Raw genomic sequence first — 16,967 nt, forward strand, 5'->3', positions numbered from 1 at the left:
GTCACCGGGCGGTCTCCGTCATCAAGGCGCGGGCCTCTGCCACCGGATCGGCGGGGGCGCTGGCCTCGTAGGGGCGGGGATCGGCGACCCAGGCCTTTTCCCAATCGAGCAACCTGGCCGTGAACGCGGCATCGTCGACCGGCCGCTTGGCGAGCGCGGCAGCGCGCGCCTCGGCCAGATAACGGGTCCAGCGCGGCAGGTAATAATCGGCATACATGCCCGCCCAGGCCTTGGACGCATAATCGCCCAGATGGCCGCGGCCGCCCCAGACCGTCACCTGCGCCTTGGCATTCTGTTCGTAGGCGGTCTTCTCGGCGGGCGTATCGCCATAGGCCCGCGCATCGGCGATCCAGCTGGCGAGGCTTTCCTGCTGTCCGCCGATCAGATGGTCGATGGCAAGGGCCAGCGCCTTGACCCGCGCCGTCTCTCGGTCGCCGGTCGTGACATCGCCCTTCTGATAGGCGGCGACGGCGGCCTTCACGCTGTCGTCCAGCGACAGGCTGGCGGCGTGGCGGGTCAGGTCGACCAGATCATAGCGGTAGAGCGGGCTTGCACCATAGGCAGGCGCGAGCTTGAGCATCGCCGCGATCCCGGCGCGCAGCTTGGCGCGGTCGCCCGGTTCGACGGGATAGGTCGGCGCATCGGCGGCGGGGCGCTTGAAGAAGAGATAGGCGCCCGCCCGCTCGTTCCACCAGCGCGGCGTCCAGTAGCGCACGTCATAGGCACCCGCGACGACGTCCTGCCATGCCGCCGTCATCGCCGGATCGCTCCGGCCATAGCGCGCGGCGGTATAGCGGCTCAGCCAGGGCCCCAGACCCATGTCGCCGCCCGGCCAGGCCACGTCATAGGCATAGTCGTAGATCAGGCTGTTGCTGTGCAGTCCTTCGGGGAACATGCCGAAGCCGCGCACATTCCCGCGCCCCTTGTCGGCGAACATCGCCGCCACGTCGCGGCGATAGAAGTCGGGCGCGCCATAGACCGGGTTGCTGCCGCCATAATTATGGACATAGCCGTAAACCCAGTTCTTGCCGTCGAAGCCGTTGGTGGTCTTCCAGATGCCCGGATAGCGGTCGTTGCCGATGTCGAGGATCAGCATCTTCTCATCCGGCACGTCGCGCAGGAAGGCGGCGATGGCGTCGGGCGTCCAGAATTTCTTGTCCGCCCCGAACAGCCAGCCCTGCATCACCCAGGTCGCCCCCGGCGCGGCGGCGGCGATCGCGGCGTAGAGCCGCTGGCCATAGGCCGCCAGCCGGGCGTCGCGGACTTCGCGGGGCAGGGCGGCCGCCTTGGTCGCCGCGTCCAGTGCAGGCGTGTTGGCCGTCGCGTCACCATAAGCGGCGTTCGCGGTGTCGCTGCCATCCTCGGCGATGGGCGGCACCATCTCGTTGAAGGCGTCGGCGAGATAATACTGCCCCGGCCCGTATTCGGCGGTGTAGAGTTGCAGGAAACGCTTGGCGAGCGGGGCGAACAGCGGATCGGAAGGGTCGAGCCAATAGGTGCCCTCGAACCCCTCCCAGGATCGCATCTTGTAGATCCGCGCCTTGGGATGCGCCTCGGCAAAGGCCTTGGGCACATACCCGGCAAAGGCGGGCAGGATCGGCGTCATGCCCAAATCGCGCATGCGGGTCAGGATACGCTTTTGCAACGCGTGCTTCTTGTCGATCCACCCGGTGGGCAGGCGCGCGCGATAGCCCTCTATATTGCCCATGCGTTGCCACGGCAGAAAGGCGGGGCCGGAGAAATGCTGCGCCAGTTGCGCCTCGCTCAACCCCTGTTCGCGCCATAGCTGGCGCCAGACATAATCCTGCCCCTCCATGGCCAGCGGCATGTCGACGCCGTGCACCGCCATCGCGTCGATCTCGCGCTCCCAGCGAGCCCAGTTCCACCACGGCGTCGTATAGCCATAGGTGCAGGTATTCAGATAGGCGCGGATGTTGAAGGGCGAGGATACCCAGCCGCTGTCGCCGGGCGTCAGGCGGGTCATCGGACCGACGCGATCGCCCTCCCAACTGACCGACAGCCGCCCTTGCGCATTCAGCATCGCCGCCGCCCCGCGCACCGCCGCGACGGGCGAGGAGGCCTCAACCTTCAGCCGGTCATGATCCACCCGGACCCGGTAGCGGGGTGCGGTCGAAGGCTGGATCGCCACCGAAACCTGCCGCTCCGGGACGCCCAGCCGCCGGAGCGCGGCGCGGGCGGCCTGTCCGCCGTCGCTTTGGGCATGGGCCGCCGAGGTGGTGACGAACAGGGTGCCGATCAGGCCGAGCGCGGGGAATAAGGTCTTCACGGGCGGCATTGTCCTCAAGGAAATCCCGAAAGGAAAGGGCGAACCGACCGTCCGTCCGGCCCGCCCCCCCCACTCGGGTAGATCAGAACCGCGTCGACACCGACAGGTAGAAGGAGCGGCCATAGAAGCTCGTCTCCTGCCAGATCGCGGGATTGTTGTTGTAATAGGCCTGTTCGCGGCTGTTGTTCAGGTTGATGATCCCGGCCGCGAAGCTGAGCGTCTCGTTCGGGGTATAGCCTGCGCTCAGGTCGAACTGGGTGCGGCCGCGCACCGTATGCCCCTCGGTCGCGAAGAAGCTGTCCGCGCCGTTCTGGACATAGGAGCTGCGGTAATTGGCCGACAGGCGCAGGCTGAAGTGGCGGTTTTCCCAATAGGGCGTGATGTTGACCGTGTCCTTCGACAGGTTGCGCACGGTAAAGCCGGTGCCGATCGCCACCTGCGTCGGGATGACGCGGGTGTAATTGGCCATGAAGCCGAAGCCGTCGACCGGCAGGATGCGGTCGAGCGACTGGTTCCAGCTGAACTCGACGCCCCGGATGCGGATGATGCGCGGGTCGTTCGACGTCTGGGTGACGTTGTAGATATTGCCCGAACTATCGACGCAATCGCCGCTCGACGCGCGGCTCAGCGTCGTGCCCCGGAACGAGGCCGGGCAGACCAGCGACGAGAAGGTGCCGTTCTTCACCCATTTGTAGAAGCCGTTGACCGAGATCGCACTGGCCGCGCCATAATACCATTCCGCACCCAGATCGATCTGATCGGCGGTCAGCGGCTTCAGGCCCGCCTGGCCCAGATCGACGGTGACGGTGTTGGTCCCGGCGGGGAAGGTGTTCGCCACCGACGAGGTCGTCTGCGCCATCGAGGTATTGGCGTCCAGGATCGGGCGGACCAGCACCTTGGCGGCGGCGAAACGCAGTTGCAGCCTGGAGGTCGGCTCCAGCACCAGGTTCAGGCTGGGCAGGACGTTCTGATAGTCCTGGCGCGACGTGTAATCGCCGATCTTGTTGGTGACGTTGGTATAGGATCCGGTGCGCGGGGCGGTGATATTGCCCTTCACCACCTGCAACGTATGCTCGTACCGCACGCCGACATTGCCGCGCAGCGGCGCGTCGAACAGCGTCGTGTCGATATTGGCCATCGCATAGACCGCCGGGATATAGCGATCGACGGTATAGCTGGATTCCGGCGCGGGCAGGTCCGGCACGCTGATCCCGGCCCCGGCCAGCGCCTGGCTGTACGCGCCGATATCGGGGGCGATCCAACTGGTCGGGATGCTGCCCATGCCGTTCAGGAAGCCGCCGACCGGATAGCTGCTGCTCGACAGCGCCGGGAAGACGGTGGCGGTGGCGCCGGGGCGGTTGGCCAGCGAGGCAAGGTCGTGGCGGCCGACATCGCGCACGAAGCTCTCATGCCGATATTTCGCGCCGACCGCGAATTGCGAGATCGGGCCCAGCGACACGTCCTTGGTCACGTCGCCCTGTCCGGAGATTTCCTTACCCGTCGTCCGGCGGGTCGCGCCGACCGGAAACTCGTTCCGCACCAGCGTGGAGCGGTTGTAGAGCGCCGGGTCGGTCAGATTGGCCGCCACGCTGTATTTGACGTTGAACGGATCGGTGATGTCCAGCGTCGCCGAGGGGATGGTGACGCCCAGGATCGCGGCATCCTCGCGCGAATAGGCGTGGCCGCGCGTGTAGTTGCCGACCGCGCGCGCCGTCCAGCCGTCCTCTCCCCGCCACTTGGCGCTGAGCGTATAGCCCTGGCTCGACAGCTTGCGGGTTTCCTCCTGGCGGTTGTTCTCCAGCGTGAAGTTGGTCGCGGTCGTGACCATGGAAGCGCCGTTCGCCACGCTGACCGGAGTCAGGCGCGCGGTGTTGAACAGAAAGACCTGCTGGTTGACGTCGTAATGCGTATCGTCGCGCGCATAGATGGCGTTGGCGTCGATCTCCCACTGATCGTTGGGCCGCCACTGCACGCCGCCGCTGCCCATGATCTGGTCGATCGAGCGGTCGATCCGGCGATAGCGCGGTCGGCGCGGCACGGCGATCGTTGCGCCGTTCACATTCTGCGTCGCCCAGCGGTCCTGGAACAGATAGTCGGCGCGATCCTTCAGCTTCTGATAGCCCAGGTTCAGATAGACGCCGAGCGTCCCGCCCGCGAGCTGATCGACATAGCTGGCGCCGAATTTGGGCGTGATCGCGCGGCCCGCATATTCGGAATTCTGCGCCTTGGCCGACAGCACGACTTTCCGCGTCTTGTAATCCAGCGGCTTCAGCGTGTTGATGTTGACCGTGCCGGACAGGCCGCCACTGTCCATGTCGGCGGTCGGCGACTTGATGACCTGCACCGCATTGGCCAGCTCGGTCTGGATGATGTCGTAGCGGAAGCCGTCGGTGAAGTCGGCGCTCTTGAAGGTCTGGCCGTTGATCGTGGTCAGGGCGTATTGCGGACCCAGGCCCCGGATGCTGATCGTCGCACCGCGCCCGTTGATGTTCTGCATCTGGACGCCCGAGATGCGCTGGATCGATTCGGTGATGTTCTGCGCCGGGAACTTGCCGATATCTTCGGCCGAGATGCCGTCGCTGACCCGGATGTCCTTGCGCTTGGTGGCGAGGGCCGAGGCGATGCTCTGGCGATAGCCGGTGACGGTGATCTCGTTCTGGCCGTCCTCGGCCGCCGCCTGGGCCGTGTCGGCGGTGGGTGTGGTCTGTGCCAGTGCGGGCGCGGCTCCCGCGACCGCCACCAGCCAGGCCGTGCCATGAAGCAGGCCCGTGCGCGTCGGGCGTCGTTTCTCATTTGGTTGCGATACAGTCATGGTCTTCCCCCCAAGTCGACCGGCCCCCGACATGGCACCGGACGTCGAATCCGATCGGACGATGTCGCCGTCGCGCGGGCAGGGGGGCGCATCGGCCGGGACGGCAAAACCGCGCCCGAGCCCGTCGAGCCGGACCCATTGCTTGCGTCGAACCGCGTCACCTTCCACCGATCACCGTCACGACCCCCGCTGCATTTTGCAGTCGTGGTGGCGCGCGCCGTTGATCGAAAACGTCTTCCTGCTTCGCGATGTTGTTATCTTATGGTCTTATCGGTGACATGGAATGGTCTGACCTGTCAACGGTTGCAGCTCGCCGATTGGTCAAAATTATTGCATCTGGGTTGAGGCGGAAAAACTGTTCCAGATCAGCAATATGAGCCTCTTCCGAATGACAAAAAGCCGCCTTGTGGGCGGCTTCCGTCCCAAGAAAAGGAAGGGCGGTCCGGTCCACATGGCCGTCCGCCCTCCAGGGGGAGGTTTAAAAGCGCGTCGATGCCGAGAGGTAGATGGTGCGACCCGTCCGGCTGGCGAGCTGGAATGTGTTCGCGTTGGTCTGGTAGGCGTCTTCGTGCGTGTTGTTCAGGTTGATGATGCCCGCCGTGAAGCTGAGATAGCTGGCGGGATTGAAGCCCAGCGCCAGGTCCATCTGGGTGCGCGGGCGCACGACATGGGTCAGGCCGCCATTGACGAAGAAGCTGGAAGCCGCATCCTGCACATACGAGCTGCGGTGATTGACCGACAGCCGCACGCTGAACATCTCGTTCTCCCAGTACGGCGTCAGGTTCCAGGTCAGCTTCGACAGGTCGCGCAGGTTGAAGCCGGTGCCGATCGCGCTGGCATCGGTGTCCACCATGGTGACGTTGCCGACCGCGCCGAAGCCCTTGACGGGCAGGATCGCATCGAAATTCTGCGACGCGCCCAGTTCCAGCCCCTTGATATGGATGACCCGGTCGTCGTTCAGCACCCGGCTGAAGCTGTAATCGGTCTTTAGGTCGGCCGACTGGCAATCGCTGACCACGCCGTTTAGCGCCACGCCGTCGAACGAGCCGGGGCAGTAGAATTGGGTGAAGGTGCCGTTCTTCACCGCCTTGTAGAAACCGGCCAGCGTGATCGAATTACCCTTGCCGTGGTAGAATTCCAGGCTGAGGTCCAGCTGGTTGGCGGTCAACGGCTTCAACCGGCTCTCGCCCTGCGCCACCGAGACGCTCGGACGCAGGCTGGTGGTGACGCGGCTGATCGTGTCGGCCATCTGCGTCTGGCTGTTGAGCAGCGGGCGGACCAGCACCTTGGCGGCGGCGATGCGGGCGACCAGGCGCGGCGTCAGGTCCAGCGCGAAGCTGGCACTGGGCAGGACATTGCCATAATCCTGCACGACATGCTGCTGGCCCAACAGGGTCGCGTCGCTGCCGGTGCCGTTGGTCAGGCTGCTGGTGACGTTCTGATGGGTGTGTTCGTACCGGACGCCGACATTGCCGCGCACCGGCAGGTCGAACAGCGTGCCGTCGATATTGGCCATCGCATAGACCGCCGGGATATAGCGATCGACCTTATAGGTGTTGGGCCAGTCGGGCGTGTCGGGCACCGAAATGCCCTTGTCGCGCAGGATCTGCTGCCACAGCGGGGCATTGACCGACAGGAAGCTGTGCGGGATCGACATCGACCCGCCCAGGAAGTTGTTCACCAGCACGCCGGTCTTCGACAGGTCGGGGATCCAGGCGAATTCGGGATAGGTCACGGGATCGCTGACATCGGCGTCGCGGTCGTGGCGATACGCCTTGGTGTCGAAGCTTTCGTGATGATATTTCGCGCCGATGACCAGCGCCTTGATCCCGTGCCAGTCGAGATCCTGGGTCAGGTCGGTCTGGATCGCACGGTCGCGGGCCGACTGGATATGCGTTGCACCGTCGACAAAGGCGTACCAGGTGCGGTTCGCCATAGTGTAGATCGACCCGTCGGTCAGGCTGGCGGTGTTCCAGCGGACGTTGAACGGATCGGAAATGTCGAGCTGGCCGCCGTTCGCGAAGCGCACCTCGTCGATCGTCGCCCATTCGTACAGCTTGGCATCACCCTGGGTATAATGGCCGACCGCATGGATATGGGTGGTGTCGGTCGGGCTCCAGTTGATGGTGCCGGTATAGGCCTGGGTCTGGAGGTTGCGCAGTTCGGGCTGGTCGTTGTTGTCGACGTTGAAATTGCTGATCGAAATCTTGTCGGCCACGCCGTTGGACGTGCCGTTCACCGTCACCGCCGAGGCGGCCCAGCGGCCGAAGACCATCTGGCGCGTGTCGTAACGGGTATGGTCGCGCGAATATTCGCCCTGCAACAGGACCTCGAAATTGTCCTGTGGCTTCCACTGGATCGCGCCGCTGCCCATCAGTTGCTCGGTGTCGCGGTCGATCCGGCGATAGCGGAGATTGCCCGGCACCTGGACATTGGCGGCCCCGGCCACGGCGCCCGGCTGATACCAGTTCTTGATGAACAGATAGTCGCCGCGATCCTTCAGCTTCTGATAGCCGACATCCAGCATGACGCCGATCGTGTCGTCGGCGAAGCGCTTGATATAGGCCGCGTTGACCTTGGGCGTCGCGTCCTTGCGATAGTCGGAATAATAGCCCTTGATCCCGGCGATGAAGCTGGGGCCCTTATAGGCGAGCGGCTTGACCGTATCGATGTTGACCGTGCCCGCCAGGCCGCCCGTGTCCATGTCGGCGGTCGGCGACTTGATGACCTGGATCGCGCTCGCCAGATCGGTCTGGATGATGTCGTAGCGGAAGCCGTCCTTGAAGTCGGCGCTGGCGAAGGTCTGGCCGTTGATCGTGGTGCGGGCATATTGCGGGCCCAGGCCACGGATGCTGATCGTCGAGCCGCGGCCGTTGATGTTCGACATCTGGACACCCGCGATACGCTGGATCGCTTCGGTGATGTTCTGGGCGGGAAATTTGCCGATATCCTCCGACGAGATGCCGTCGGTGATGCGGATGTCGTTGCGCTTGGCGGCGAGGGCGGAGGCGATGCTCTGGCGATAGCCGGTGACGGTGATCTCGTTCTGCGCATCGGCCCCGGCGGTGTCGGCCTGGGGCGTCGCCTGTGCGGCATCCGAGGCGGCGGCGATGCTGGTGGTGGAAGCGGCGGCGGGGCCGCTGGTCTGCGCCATGGCCGGCGCGGCGATCATCGCCGAAGCAGCCCAGGCCATAGTAAAGGCCGTCGTGTGAAGCAGGCGTTTGCGCCGAAGACGCAACGCATCGTGGCACGGTGACATGGTCATGCTCTTTCCCTCCCTCTGATCCCTGCGCGGGCACATCACGCCGGGCTTCCCCGAGACTTTGCCGAAAAGGACCCTTGTGACCGGCGGAAAGCAGGGGGCGTCGGCGGCCGGAACGGGTGAGCGTTCACGGACCGGGATCGGCCGTCTCATCTGCTACGTCGGGACGCGGAGCCTGTCCGAAGTCCGCCGTCATAAAGGCCGCCTGATCCTTTGGACCATGTGCGGCCGTCACGCCGAAAGACCGAATATTTCTTCCTGCATCGCGGTGTTGTAATCTTATGGTCTTATCGGTGACATGGAATGGTCATGCCTGTCAACGGGGCCGGAAATGGTTCCACGCAAAAATTGGTCAGAACGGTCTTCGTTTGGAAATAGTCGCTATATTGCAGCGAGTTACACCTTATGAAGATTTTGTCATGAAAGATCCCCCGGGGCATATTCATGCCGATCCGGTCTCCCGCGGACGCAATGAGCCGACCGCTGCAACGTCGAGTCTGAATTGGTATTGCGGCTATTGGTTGGGCCAATTGGCCTATTTGATCCGGCCGGTGCGCGACACATGGATGGTCCGGCCATCATCTCTGACCGACAGATCAAAGAGCGCACCGATCAGCGTCAGGCTCTCGACCGGCGTGTCCAGTCGGAACCGACCGTTGAACGTCTCCTCCGCCAGGGCCGGATCGGCCAGCCGGATCGGCCGCGCGCTGTAACGGCCCAACCGGGCGACCGCATCGCCCAGCCGGATCCGGTCCCCGCTCAGCCAGCGGTCCTGCCACCCCTGATAGCGGGCGATGTCGAAGTCGTGCACGACGATCCGCCCCGCGCCTGCCTCCGCCCAGTGGCCGCCGGTCACGACCACTGCCGCCTGACCCGGCACGGTCAGCCGCACACGCCCGCGATAGACGCGAAGCTCGCTATGCCCCGCGCCGCGATCCACGCTGAAATTGGTGCCCAGCGCGACCATCTGGCCTTCGGGCGTGGTCACGGCAAAGGGGCGGGTGGCGTCGTGCCGCACCTCGAACCGGGCCGCTCCGCTTTCCAGCCGCAGGTCGCGGCCACTGACCGAAAAGGCGATGGCGACCCGCGAGTCCGCATCCAGCGTCATGTCCGAGCCATCGGGCAGCGCCACCTGGCGCTGCTGTCCGACCGTCGAGGCATAGACCTGTTCGACCGGCGCCGCGTCCGGGGTTGCGACATGCCAGACGATCGGCGCGGCGAAGATGACGGCCAGTCCGGCGGCGAGGCCCATCGCCACCCGGCGGCGGTGCACCGTCCCCGATGCCACCCAGCGACGCGGACGTGCGCGGGGCGGGGGAATGGCGGTATCGGGCGAGGCCTGCTCGACCACATCGAACAGCGCCGGATCGCCCAGCAACTGCACCATCCGCGACAGCGCAGCGCGGTGCTCCGATGCCGCGTTCAGCCATGCGCCCAGCTCGGCGCGTTCGTCGGGCGACAGCGTATCGAGCCGGTCGGCCCAATCGGCGGCCTGCTCCAGCATGGTTTCGCGATCAGTCATGCAGGCGACCTCCCCGCACGGGCAGGTCGTCGATACAGCCGTCCAGATCGATCATCGCGCGGACCAGATGCTTCTTCACCGCTTCGATGCTCAGGCCCATGTCCTCGGCGATCTGCTGGCGCGACTTGCCCTCCAGATGCCGTTCGACAAAGACCGCGCGGCGTTGGGCGGGCAAGCGCGACAGGGCGGCCTGAAACCGGTCGTAACGCTGGCGATAGTCGAGGATCTCATCGGCCAGCGGCAGGGCGCAGGCTATCTCGGGATCGACCGGCGCATGATGCTCGCCACCGCGCCGCGCGCGATTGTAGATGACCGAGTCCGCCACGCGAAAGCCATAGGCAAGCGGCTGGTCGATGACCTGCTTCCGCTCCTGCTCGATGACCCGCATGATCGCCTCCTGCACGATATCCTCCGCCTGTTCGGGTTCGCGAATTCGCCTGCGGACATAGGTCAGCAAACGCTCGCGCCCCTCCGCGATCCAGGCGTTCGCGGCGGTCATTCGGTCCCGTTCAGGAAGAGCCGGTTGCATCGCATCCGGGGACAATCCTCGTCGAAAAAACACCGCGCCGGCCCGTGACGGGCCGACGCGGCACAGGGGGCCCTTGATATCCCGCACGGGCAGGACATCAAGGGCGTTGGGATCAGGATCAGAAGGTGACGCGGATACCGCCCAGCAGCGTCGAGCCCGAACGGGTCACGACGTACAGTCGCCGGGTGCTGTTCGAATATTGCCGCTCGCGCTGGTTGGTCAGGTTGATGCCGTTCAGCGTCAGCTGGACGTTCTTCGTGACCGAATAATGCGCCGACATGTCAACATAGACCGTGCCCTCGAACCCGGTCACGTCCTGGTCCGGCCCCAGCGCCGTCAGCACCGGCGAGGCACCGAAGATATAGCCGCTGCGGTAATTGGCCGAGACGCGGGCGTCGAACGCCTTGTCCTGGTAATAGAGCGTGGCGTTGGCGTTATACTTGCTCAGGCCCTCCAGCGTGGTCGGGATGCTGCCCGCATAGATCTTCGAATAATCCAGCCGCGAGTCGACATAGGTGAAGTTCACCGCCGTCCCCAACCGGTCGAAGGGGGCGGGCAGGAACTTGAAGTCGGTCTGGCCGGACAGCTCGATGCCGAACAGGTTGGTCTTTGCCAGGTTGACGGGGCGCGAATAGCTGTCGACCACCGTCGATCCGGTCACGCCCGGATAGAGATTGTCGGGCAGGCCCGTCTGTGAATAGGGCACATTGTTGACCGTCTGGGTCGAGATATAACCGTTGAGATTCTTGTAGAACAGGGCGGCGGCGACATAACCGACCGAGCCGAAATAATATTCGGTCGAAATATTATAGTCGTTCGACTTGTAGGGGCGCAAATTCGGGTTGCCGATCGACACGGTGACATTGCCATTGTCGTTCGTCACCGAGCCATTGACCGCCAGCGCACCGAGCGCGGGACGGTTGATGTTCTTCGACGCGGCGAAGCGCAGCATCAGGCCGGGGTTCAGCTCGAAGATCAGGTTGGCGGCGGGCAGCACGCCCTCATATTCGCCGCGCACCGTGACGGGGCCGACATTGGCCGTGCCGTTCGAGGTGACGGTGGTGCGATAATAGCGCGCACCAATATTGCCGCGGAAGGGGATGCCGCCCAATATGTGGTTCCAGTCATACTGGACGAAGCCCGCCGCCGTCCGCTCCTCGACCGCATAGACGCCGATCTTGTTGGTCAGATATTGCGACCGGTCGATTCCCAGCGTCTGGAGCATCTTGGGGAAGTTGACGATCGTCCAGTCCTGGCCCGAATAGCCGGTATAGGTCTGGGCATAGGCGCTGGGATTGGCGTTGACCTTGCCCGACACGAAGCTGCTGGTCAGGATATTGTCCTGCTCGGCATAATAGCCGCCATTGGCGAAGCGACGCCATTCGCCGCCCACGCTGATCGTGTCGTCGGGGCTGAACTTATAGTCGAAGCGGCCCTTGACGTTGTCGAACGCCGAATCCTGGAAGGTGTTGTTCGCATACAGGCGTTTGGCGTGCCAGAAATTGGGGTCGGCCGTGTTGAACTTGTACGTGTTGACCAGCGAATAGGTGCCGCCGCGATAGTCGGAGATGACGTCGCCAAACCCTTCGAGGGTGAACTTGTCGTTGACCGGCATGTCGTAGCGCGAACGCTCGACACCGCCCAGCCAGGTGAACTTCAGGCCTTCGACCAGCTCGGCATCGCCGCTCAGCACGACCTGCTTGAAGACGTTCTTGGTGTTCTGGACGCGGGTTTCGGTCGACGCCTTGCCGCCCGACACGTCGAGATAGGTTACCTCGTTACGGTCGTTCCACTGGATCGCGTTGACGCGCGAGTTCGGATAGACGGTGCCCGCAAAGGTCTCGCCGCCGCCCAGCCAGGTCGAGCTGCCGCCGCCGCGCGAGGCGAGGTGGGTCTCGAACCGGTCGCCCTTGAACTGGCCGTACAGGCCGTCGAGCGTGACATGGACCTTGTCGGTCGGCGCCCATTGAATCGACGAGGTCAGGCCGATCCGCTCCTGCTTGCTGTCCCATACCGACAGGCGGTTGCCGCGCGCGAACAGCAGGTCGCCCGAATTGATCTTGGCCTGCTCGGCGGCGGTCAGGGCGCTGATGTTGCTGCCGTTCGCGCGGTTGCGGCGCCAGCGATAGGTGTCGAAACCTTCCTCACGGGTGTTGCGGCGGCTGTAAGCACCCGACACCAGGATGCCGAAATTTCCCCAGTTCTTGGAGATGAGGCCGGTCAGGCGCGGCTGGAAATCGCGGGTCAGCGTGTTGCTGCCGCCCTGCGCCGACAGCGCGATCTTGCTGCCCTTGTAGTCGAAAGGGCGTGCGGTGAAGAGGCCGACGGTGCCCGCCAGACCGCCCTCGGTCTGCTGCGCCTGGTACGACTTCTCGACATCGACATGGTTGAACAGTTCGGCGGCGAACAGGTTGAAGTCGAAAGCGCGGTCGCGCGTGCTCTGGCCGCGGCTGTCCTGCGGCGAGTCGACATTGCCCAGCACCTCCATGCCGTTCAGCTGGACGCGGGTGAAGTCGGGGCCCAGGCCGCGCAGGGAGATGCGGCGACCTTCGCCCGCTTCGCGGTTGATCGCGACGCCCGGCAGGCGCTGCAGCGCCTCGGCCAGGTTCAGGTCGGGGAAGGCGGCGATGTCGGAGGCCGAGATCGAGTCCTTGATGATCGTCGCGTCACGCTTCGAGTTGCGCGCCTGCGCCAGGCTGGTGCGGTATCCGGTGACGACGACATCGCCCCCTTCGTTGGTCGCACCGCCGGTGGCCTCGGCCACCTGTTCGGCCTGATCCTGCGCCAGTACCGGCTGCGCGACAAACAGCGCGCTCGACGCCAGCAACAGCGTCCGCTTCGTTCCCATCACTTCAAACCCCCAAAAGACAAATGGCTCGTCCAGCCATAAGGACGATCGCGGGGAAGACGGGGGGCGCCGCCAAACGGGGACAAGGATTTTTGTAAAAGTTTTAAGACATTTATGGCGTTTTTGTTACAAGTCCGATCAGGCTTGTCTTGGGCGTTGAAAGTTTTGAAAGACCCTGTCCCCGATAGGCGGCCAACGGGCTCTTGGGGGCATTGGTCCAAGTCTTGGAAAGGGATGGGTAACATGGCGAAGCGGACAAGGCGTTGGGGGCTGGCGGCTTCGATGGCGCTCGTCACGCTGGCACCGGCGGCGGCGGCGTCCGGGCGGGAGACGGCTGGCTATCTGGCGGCGGGCGAGGGGCTGGACCTGGCGGCGGTGCTGCCCGGGCCGCCGACGCCGGGATCGCCGCGCGCGCTGGCCGATGCGCGGGCCTTTCGCGACAGCCGTGCGCTGAACGGCATGGCGCGCTGGCAACAGGCGACGGCCGATGTCTCCAGCGACCTGGGCGAGCGTTTCGCCACCGCGCTGGGTTTCCGGCCCGACTGGACCAAGCTGCCCATCACCGCTGCGCTGTTGGCGAAGTTCGATGCGGATCGCTCGGCGGCGATCGGATCGGCCAAGGCGCATTGGCAGTCGAAGCGGCCCTTTATCGGCAGCGACCTTCCAATCTGCGAGCCGCGCAGGCCTTCGCTGATCGCCAATGGCGACTATCCCTCGGGGCATACCGCGCATGGCTGGGGCTTCGCGTTGCTAATGGCCGAGCTGCTGCCCGACCGGGCGCAGCCGATCCTGGCGCGCGGGCGGGATTATGGCGACAGCCGCTGGATCTGCGGCTCGCACAGCCGAAGCGCGGTCGAGGGGGGCTATATGGCGGCCAGCGCCGTCGTGGCGCGGGAGCATGGCGATGCGGCATTCCGGCGCGACATGGCGGCGGCGGCCGAGGAATTGGCGCGCTACCGCGCTAAAATCGCCAGTCCGCGCTGAGCGAGACGACCCGGCCCTGCTGCGCGCGGACGGTGACGATACCGCCATTGTCCCCGGCACGGACTTCGCCGCCCAGCGCGTCGCCCTGCATGATCGCGATCCGGTCGAAGAGGTTCGTCGCGCGCAGGCGGAGCGTCAGTGCCTCGGTCGCGTCGAAACGCGCGCCCATATTCACCAGCGCAAAGCCGGGCAGCGCCAGACTGTTGGCATCGTCGGCATAGCGCCGTCCCATCGCCGACAGGTCGCCGCCCAGTGTGACGCCGGTGCCGGGCAGGGCGGCGTTGGCCGACAGGCTGGCCATGATGCGCGGCACCCGGCGGGGGATGCGGCCGCTCAGGTCCATGACCGTCACCGCACCGTCGGTCAGGCTGGCGATGCGATAGGATTGCAGGCGCGGGTCCTGCCATGTCACCGTGGCACGCAGGGACAGGCCGGGCAGGGGAGCCGCCCCGGCCCCGACCTCCAGCCCGATGGTGCGTGCTGCCGCCTGATAGGCCCCGACCCGAACCGCGCCGGTCGCCGGATCGAGCGACAGGTCGGGCAGCGCGATGTCGGGAAAGCGACTGGCGAACAGCGTCGCGTCCAGGCCGGTGGTGCCGTGTCGCCAGATCAGCCCCAGCTCGGCCTGCTCGATGGTCAGCGCGCGGGGCTGGTCGCTGCCGCCGATGCGGAACACACCGGGGTCGGGCAGCCGCATTGCACGGGTGGCGCGGGCAAAGGCGCCCAGCCGGTCGCTCGCCCGCCAGTGCACGGCCAGCGTCGCTGCGGTGCGGGCGATACGCTTTGCCCGTGCGTCCGACAGCCCCGACCCGACCGCGATCCGGTCATCGGCCAGGGTCGTGGGATCGCCGCCGTCACGCATCGCAGGACGCTCGACCGTCGCCGACAGCGCCGCCCGCTCATGCCGCAGCCCCCAGTCGAGCCGCCAGCGCGGGCCCAGCTGCCATTCGTCGGCGGCATAGAGCGCGATCATATGCTGGCGCCCCTGCACGGCCTCATAGGTCGAACCCGTGCTGAGCAGCCCCTCATCGGTCGCCCGTCTCAGCACCTGCCCGCTGCCATCCAGGGCGACCAGATCGAGCCGCCGTCCCTGATCGCGCGCCTCCAGCAGCGCACGGGCGACGGCCCGTCGAAAATCCCAGCGATAACCGACGGCATAGAGCCCCAGCGTCAGGTCATGATGCCCCGCCGCCTCCAGCGCATGAGCATAGGACAGGTCGACGATTGCCTCGTTCAGCCGCGTATCCGCCGCCACCGGGTTCAGCACGATGACGCGGTCGTTGCCGGGCAGGGGCACAAAGGCGCTGCCGTCGCTCGCATGGCGTAATGCGATCTGCGTGGTGGCAGGGAAGGCGGCGGTCAGGCGCGGCAGCGCGTCGGCGATGGCCTGTGCCGCCGGGATGGCGCCACCCGACGAGGACAGCGCATAACGCTCGGTTCGCGAGGCACGGTAATGGGTGCGCAGGTTCAGCACGCCGCCCGCGACCGGCTGGGTCCAGGTTAGCGAGGGCGTCACCATGCGGTTGCGGTTGTTGCGTCCTAGCGGCCGGTCGCCCAGCGCCGCAAAGCGCAGCCGGGTCAGCTCCGGCCCCAGAAAACTGCCCCGCCGGGGATCAAAGCCAGGCAGCGGCGTGATCCGCCCGCCGTCATACCGCATCGGAAAGGACGAGATGTTGAGCGTATCGTCGTCCAGTCTGTGCACGCCCAGCGACACGTGTCCGCCGCCACCCAGATCATGGTCCGCGCGCAGTCGAAACTGCCCGCCGCCCAGCGTCGAGGCGATGCGTCGAACCGTCGGATCGCGCGCCACCGAGCCGCCCGCGATCACCCGCCAGCCGCCGCCGCCGACCGGCCCGGTCGCATAACCTTCCCAGCGGATCAGGCCGTAATCGGTCGTGGTGGCTCGCATTTCCCCGCCTGCCCGGTCGCGGGGTGCGCGGGTGCGCAGGTTCAGCACGCCGCCCGGCGCGTTGCTGGCAAAGATCGCCGAGGGACCGCCGCGGACATAGTCGCTGCTTTCGATCATCAGGTCGGGGCGGACGAACTGGTCGATATCGGTCCAGGGCAGCGTGTCGTGCTGCACCGGCAGCCCGTCTTCCTGCACCGCGATCGCCTGATACCCGTCGAGCGGGATGCCGCGCACCCGGATGGTATTGGCCGCGACCCCGGCCGAGCTGTCCACCCAGAGCCCGGGCAGACCGGAGAGCAATTCCGCCAGACTTTGCGGCGCCCGTCGCGCCAGTTCGACGGCATCGAGGTGCGAGGCGGAATAGCTGCGCTCCAACTCGCCCTGCACGGTCATCCCGCGACGGCCGCTGACGATCACATCGGGGCCGGTCATCGGGTCTTCCGGCGGCGGCGCGGGGTGGGCGCGAAGGGGGATCGCGCGCGGCACCGGCCCCAGCGCGCGCACCACGATTCCGCCCGCGATCCGGCGGCAGGACAGACCGGCGGGCGCGCACCAGCGGGCGAGCGCGGTCGACAGGCGCATCCGCCCATTCAGCGCGGGCGAACGCCGTCCGGCCAGATCGCCAGGCCGCGCGACCAGTGCGTCGCCTGCCTGACGCGCCAGCCGGTCGAGCCCGGCACCCACCGACTGGGCCGGAAGATCGATGGAGAGCAGGGGGTCACCTTGCGCGGCGACCAGCGCCAGCGCGACGAACATCGTCATGGCCACCCCTCTGGCGGACCGGAATTCATTCGTCTCCTGCCGTTCCCGTCGC

General features: G+C 65.9%; 8 protein-coding genes. 1 reads left to right on the forward strand and 7 read right to left on the reverse strand.

All coding sequences use genetic code 11. From position 1 onward, the window contains the following. Position 1: 1 nt before the first annotated feature. The 6 genes from GGQ89_RS16380 to GGQ89_RS16405 all read right to left on the reverse strand — a co-directional run bounded on the left by GGQ89_RS16380 (position 2) and on the right by GGQ89_RS16405 (position 13,260). Positions 2-2,287 (reverse strand): alpha-N-acetylglucosaminidase, encoded by a 2,286-nt coding sequence (locus tag GGQ89_RS16380; protein ID WP_338112319.1) that lies wholly within the window; start codon positions 2,285-2,287, stop codon positions 2-4. An 82-nt stretch (positions 2,288-2,369) separates the two neighbouring features. Beyond that, positions 2,370-5,099 carry a TonB-dependent receptor gene (locus GGQ89_RS16385; protein WP_184106464.1) on the reverse strand — a complete coding sequence of 910 codons (2,730 nt, stop codon included), beginning with the start codon at positions 5,097-5,099 and terminating at the stop codon, positions 2,370-2,372. 478 nt (positions 5,100-5,577) lie between these two features. Next, positions 5,578-8,364, reverse strand: a complete 2,787-nt coding sequence (locus GGQ89_RS16390; protein ID WP_184106465.1) for a TonB-dependent receptor — start codon at positions 8,362-8,364, stop codon at positions 5,578-5,580. Between the two features lie 532 nt (positions 8,365-8,896). Continuing rightward, positions 8,897-9,883, reverse strand: a complete 987-nt coding sequence (locus GGQ89_RS16395) for a FecR family protein (protein ID WP_184106466.1) — start codon at positions 9,881-9,883, stop codon at positions 8,897-8,899. Continuing rightward, positions 9,876-10,382 (reverse strand): RNA polymerase sigma factor, encoded by a 507-nt coding sequence (locus GGQ89_RS16400; protein WP_056439749.1) that lies wholly within the window; start codon positions 10,380-10,382, stop codon positions 9,876-9,878. The genes GGQ89_RS16395 and GGQ89_RS16400 overlap by 8 nt, the downstream gene beginning before the upstream one ends. Positions 10,383-10,530: 148 nt before the next feature. Then, positions 10,531-13,260: a TonB-dependent receptor gene (locus GGQ89_RS16405; RefSeq protein ID WP_184106489.1), complete on the reverse strand. Its 2,730-nt coding sequence runs from the start codon at positions 13,258-13,260 to the stop codon at positions 10,531-10,533. 243 nt (positions 13,261-13,503) lie between these two features. On the opposite strand from GGQ89_RS16405, the gene GGQ89_RS16410 reads away from it, so the two are divergent. Further along, positions 13,504-14,244 (forward strand): acid phosphatase, encoded by a 741-nt coding sequence (locus GGQ89_RS16410; protein ID WP_184106467.1) that lies wholly within the window; start codon positions 13,504-13,506, stop codon positions 14,242-14,244. Here GGQ89_RS16410 and GGQ89_RS16415 read toward each other — a convergent pair. Further along, positions 14,222-16,915, reverse strand: a complete 2,694-nt coding sequence (locus GGQ89_RS16415) for a TonB-dependent receptor (RefSeq protein ID WP_184106468.1) — start codon at positions 16,913-16,915, stop codon at positions 14,222-14,224. The genes GGQ89_RS16410 and GGQ89_RS16415 overlap by 23 nt on opposite strands. Between the last annotated feature and the right edge of the window lie 52 nt (positions 16,916-16,967).

It is taken from the genome of Sphingomonas yabuuchiae, from assembly GCF_014199595.1.
In the GTDB taxonomy this organism is placed as follows: Bacteria; Pseudomonadota; Alphaproteobacteria; order Sphingomonadales; family Sphingomonadaceae; genus Sphingomonas; species Sphingomonas yabuuchiae.

Bases quoted from the DNA above. Each gene is read 5' to 3' on its own strand.
- GGQ89_RS16385 (WP_184106464.1), bottom strand. From the start codon at position 5,099: ATGACTGTATCGCAACCAAATGAGAAACGACGCCCGACGCGCACGGGC.
- GGQ89_RS16405 (WP_184106489.1), bottom strand. From the start codon at position 13,260: ATGGGAACGAAGCGGACGCTGTTGCTGGCGTCGAGCGCGCTGTTTGTC.
- GGQ89_RS16395 (WP_184106466.1), bottom strand. From the start codon at position 9,883: ATGACTGATCGCGAAACCATGCTGGAGCAGGCCGCCGATTGGGCCGAC.
- GGQ89_RS16400 (WP_056439749.1), bottom strand. From the start codon at position 10,382: ATGACCGCCGCGAACGCCTGGATCGCGGAGGGGCGCGAGCGTTTGCTG.
- GGQ89_RS16415 (WP_184106468.1), bottom strand. From the start codon at position 16,915: ATGACGATGTTCGTCGCGCTGGCGCTGGTCGCCGCGCAAGGTGACCCC.
- GGQ89_RS16390 (WP_184106465.1), bottom strand. From the start codon at position 8,364: ATGACCATGTCACCGTGCCACGATGCGTTGCGTCTTCGGCGCAAACGC.
- GGQ89_RS16410 (WP_184106467.1), top strand. From the start codon at position 13,504: ATGGCGAAGCGGACAAGGCGTTGGGGGCTGGCGGCTTCGATGGCGCTC.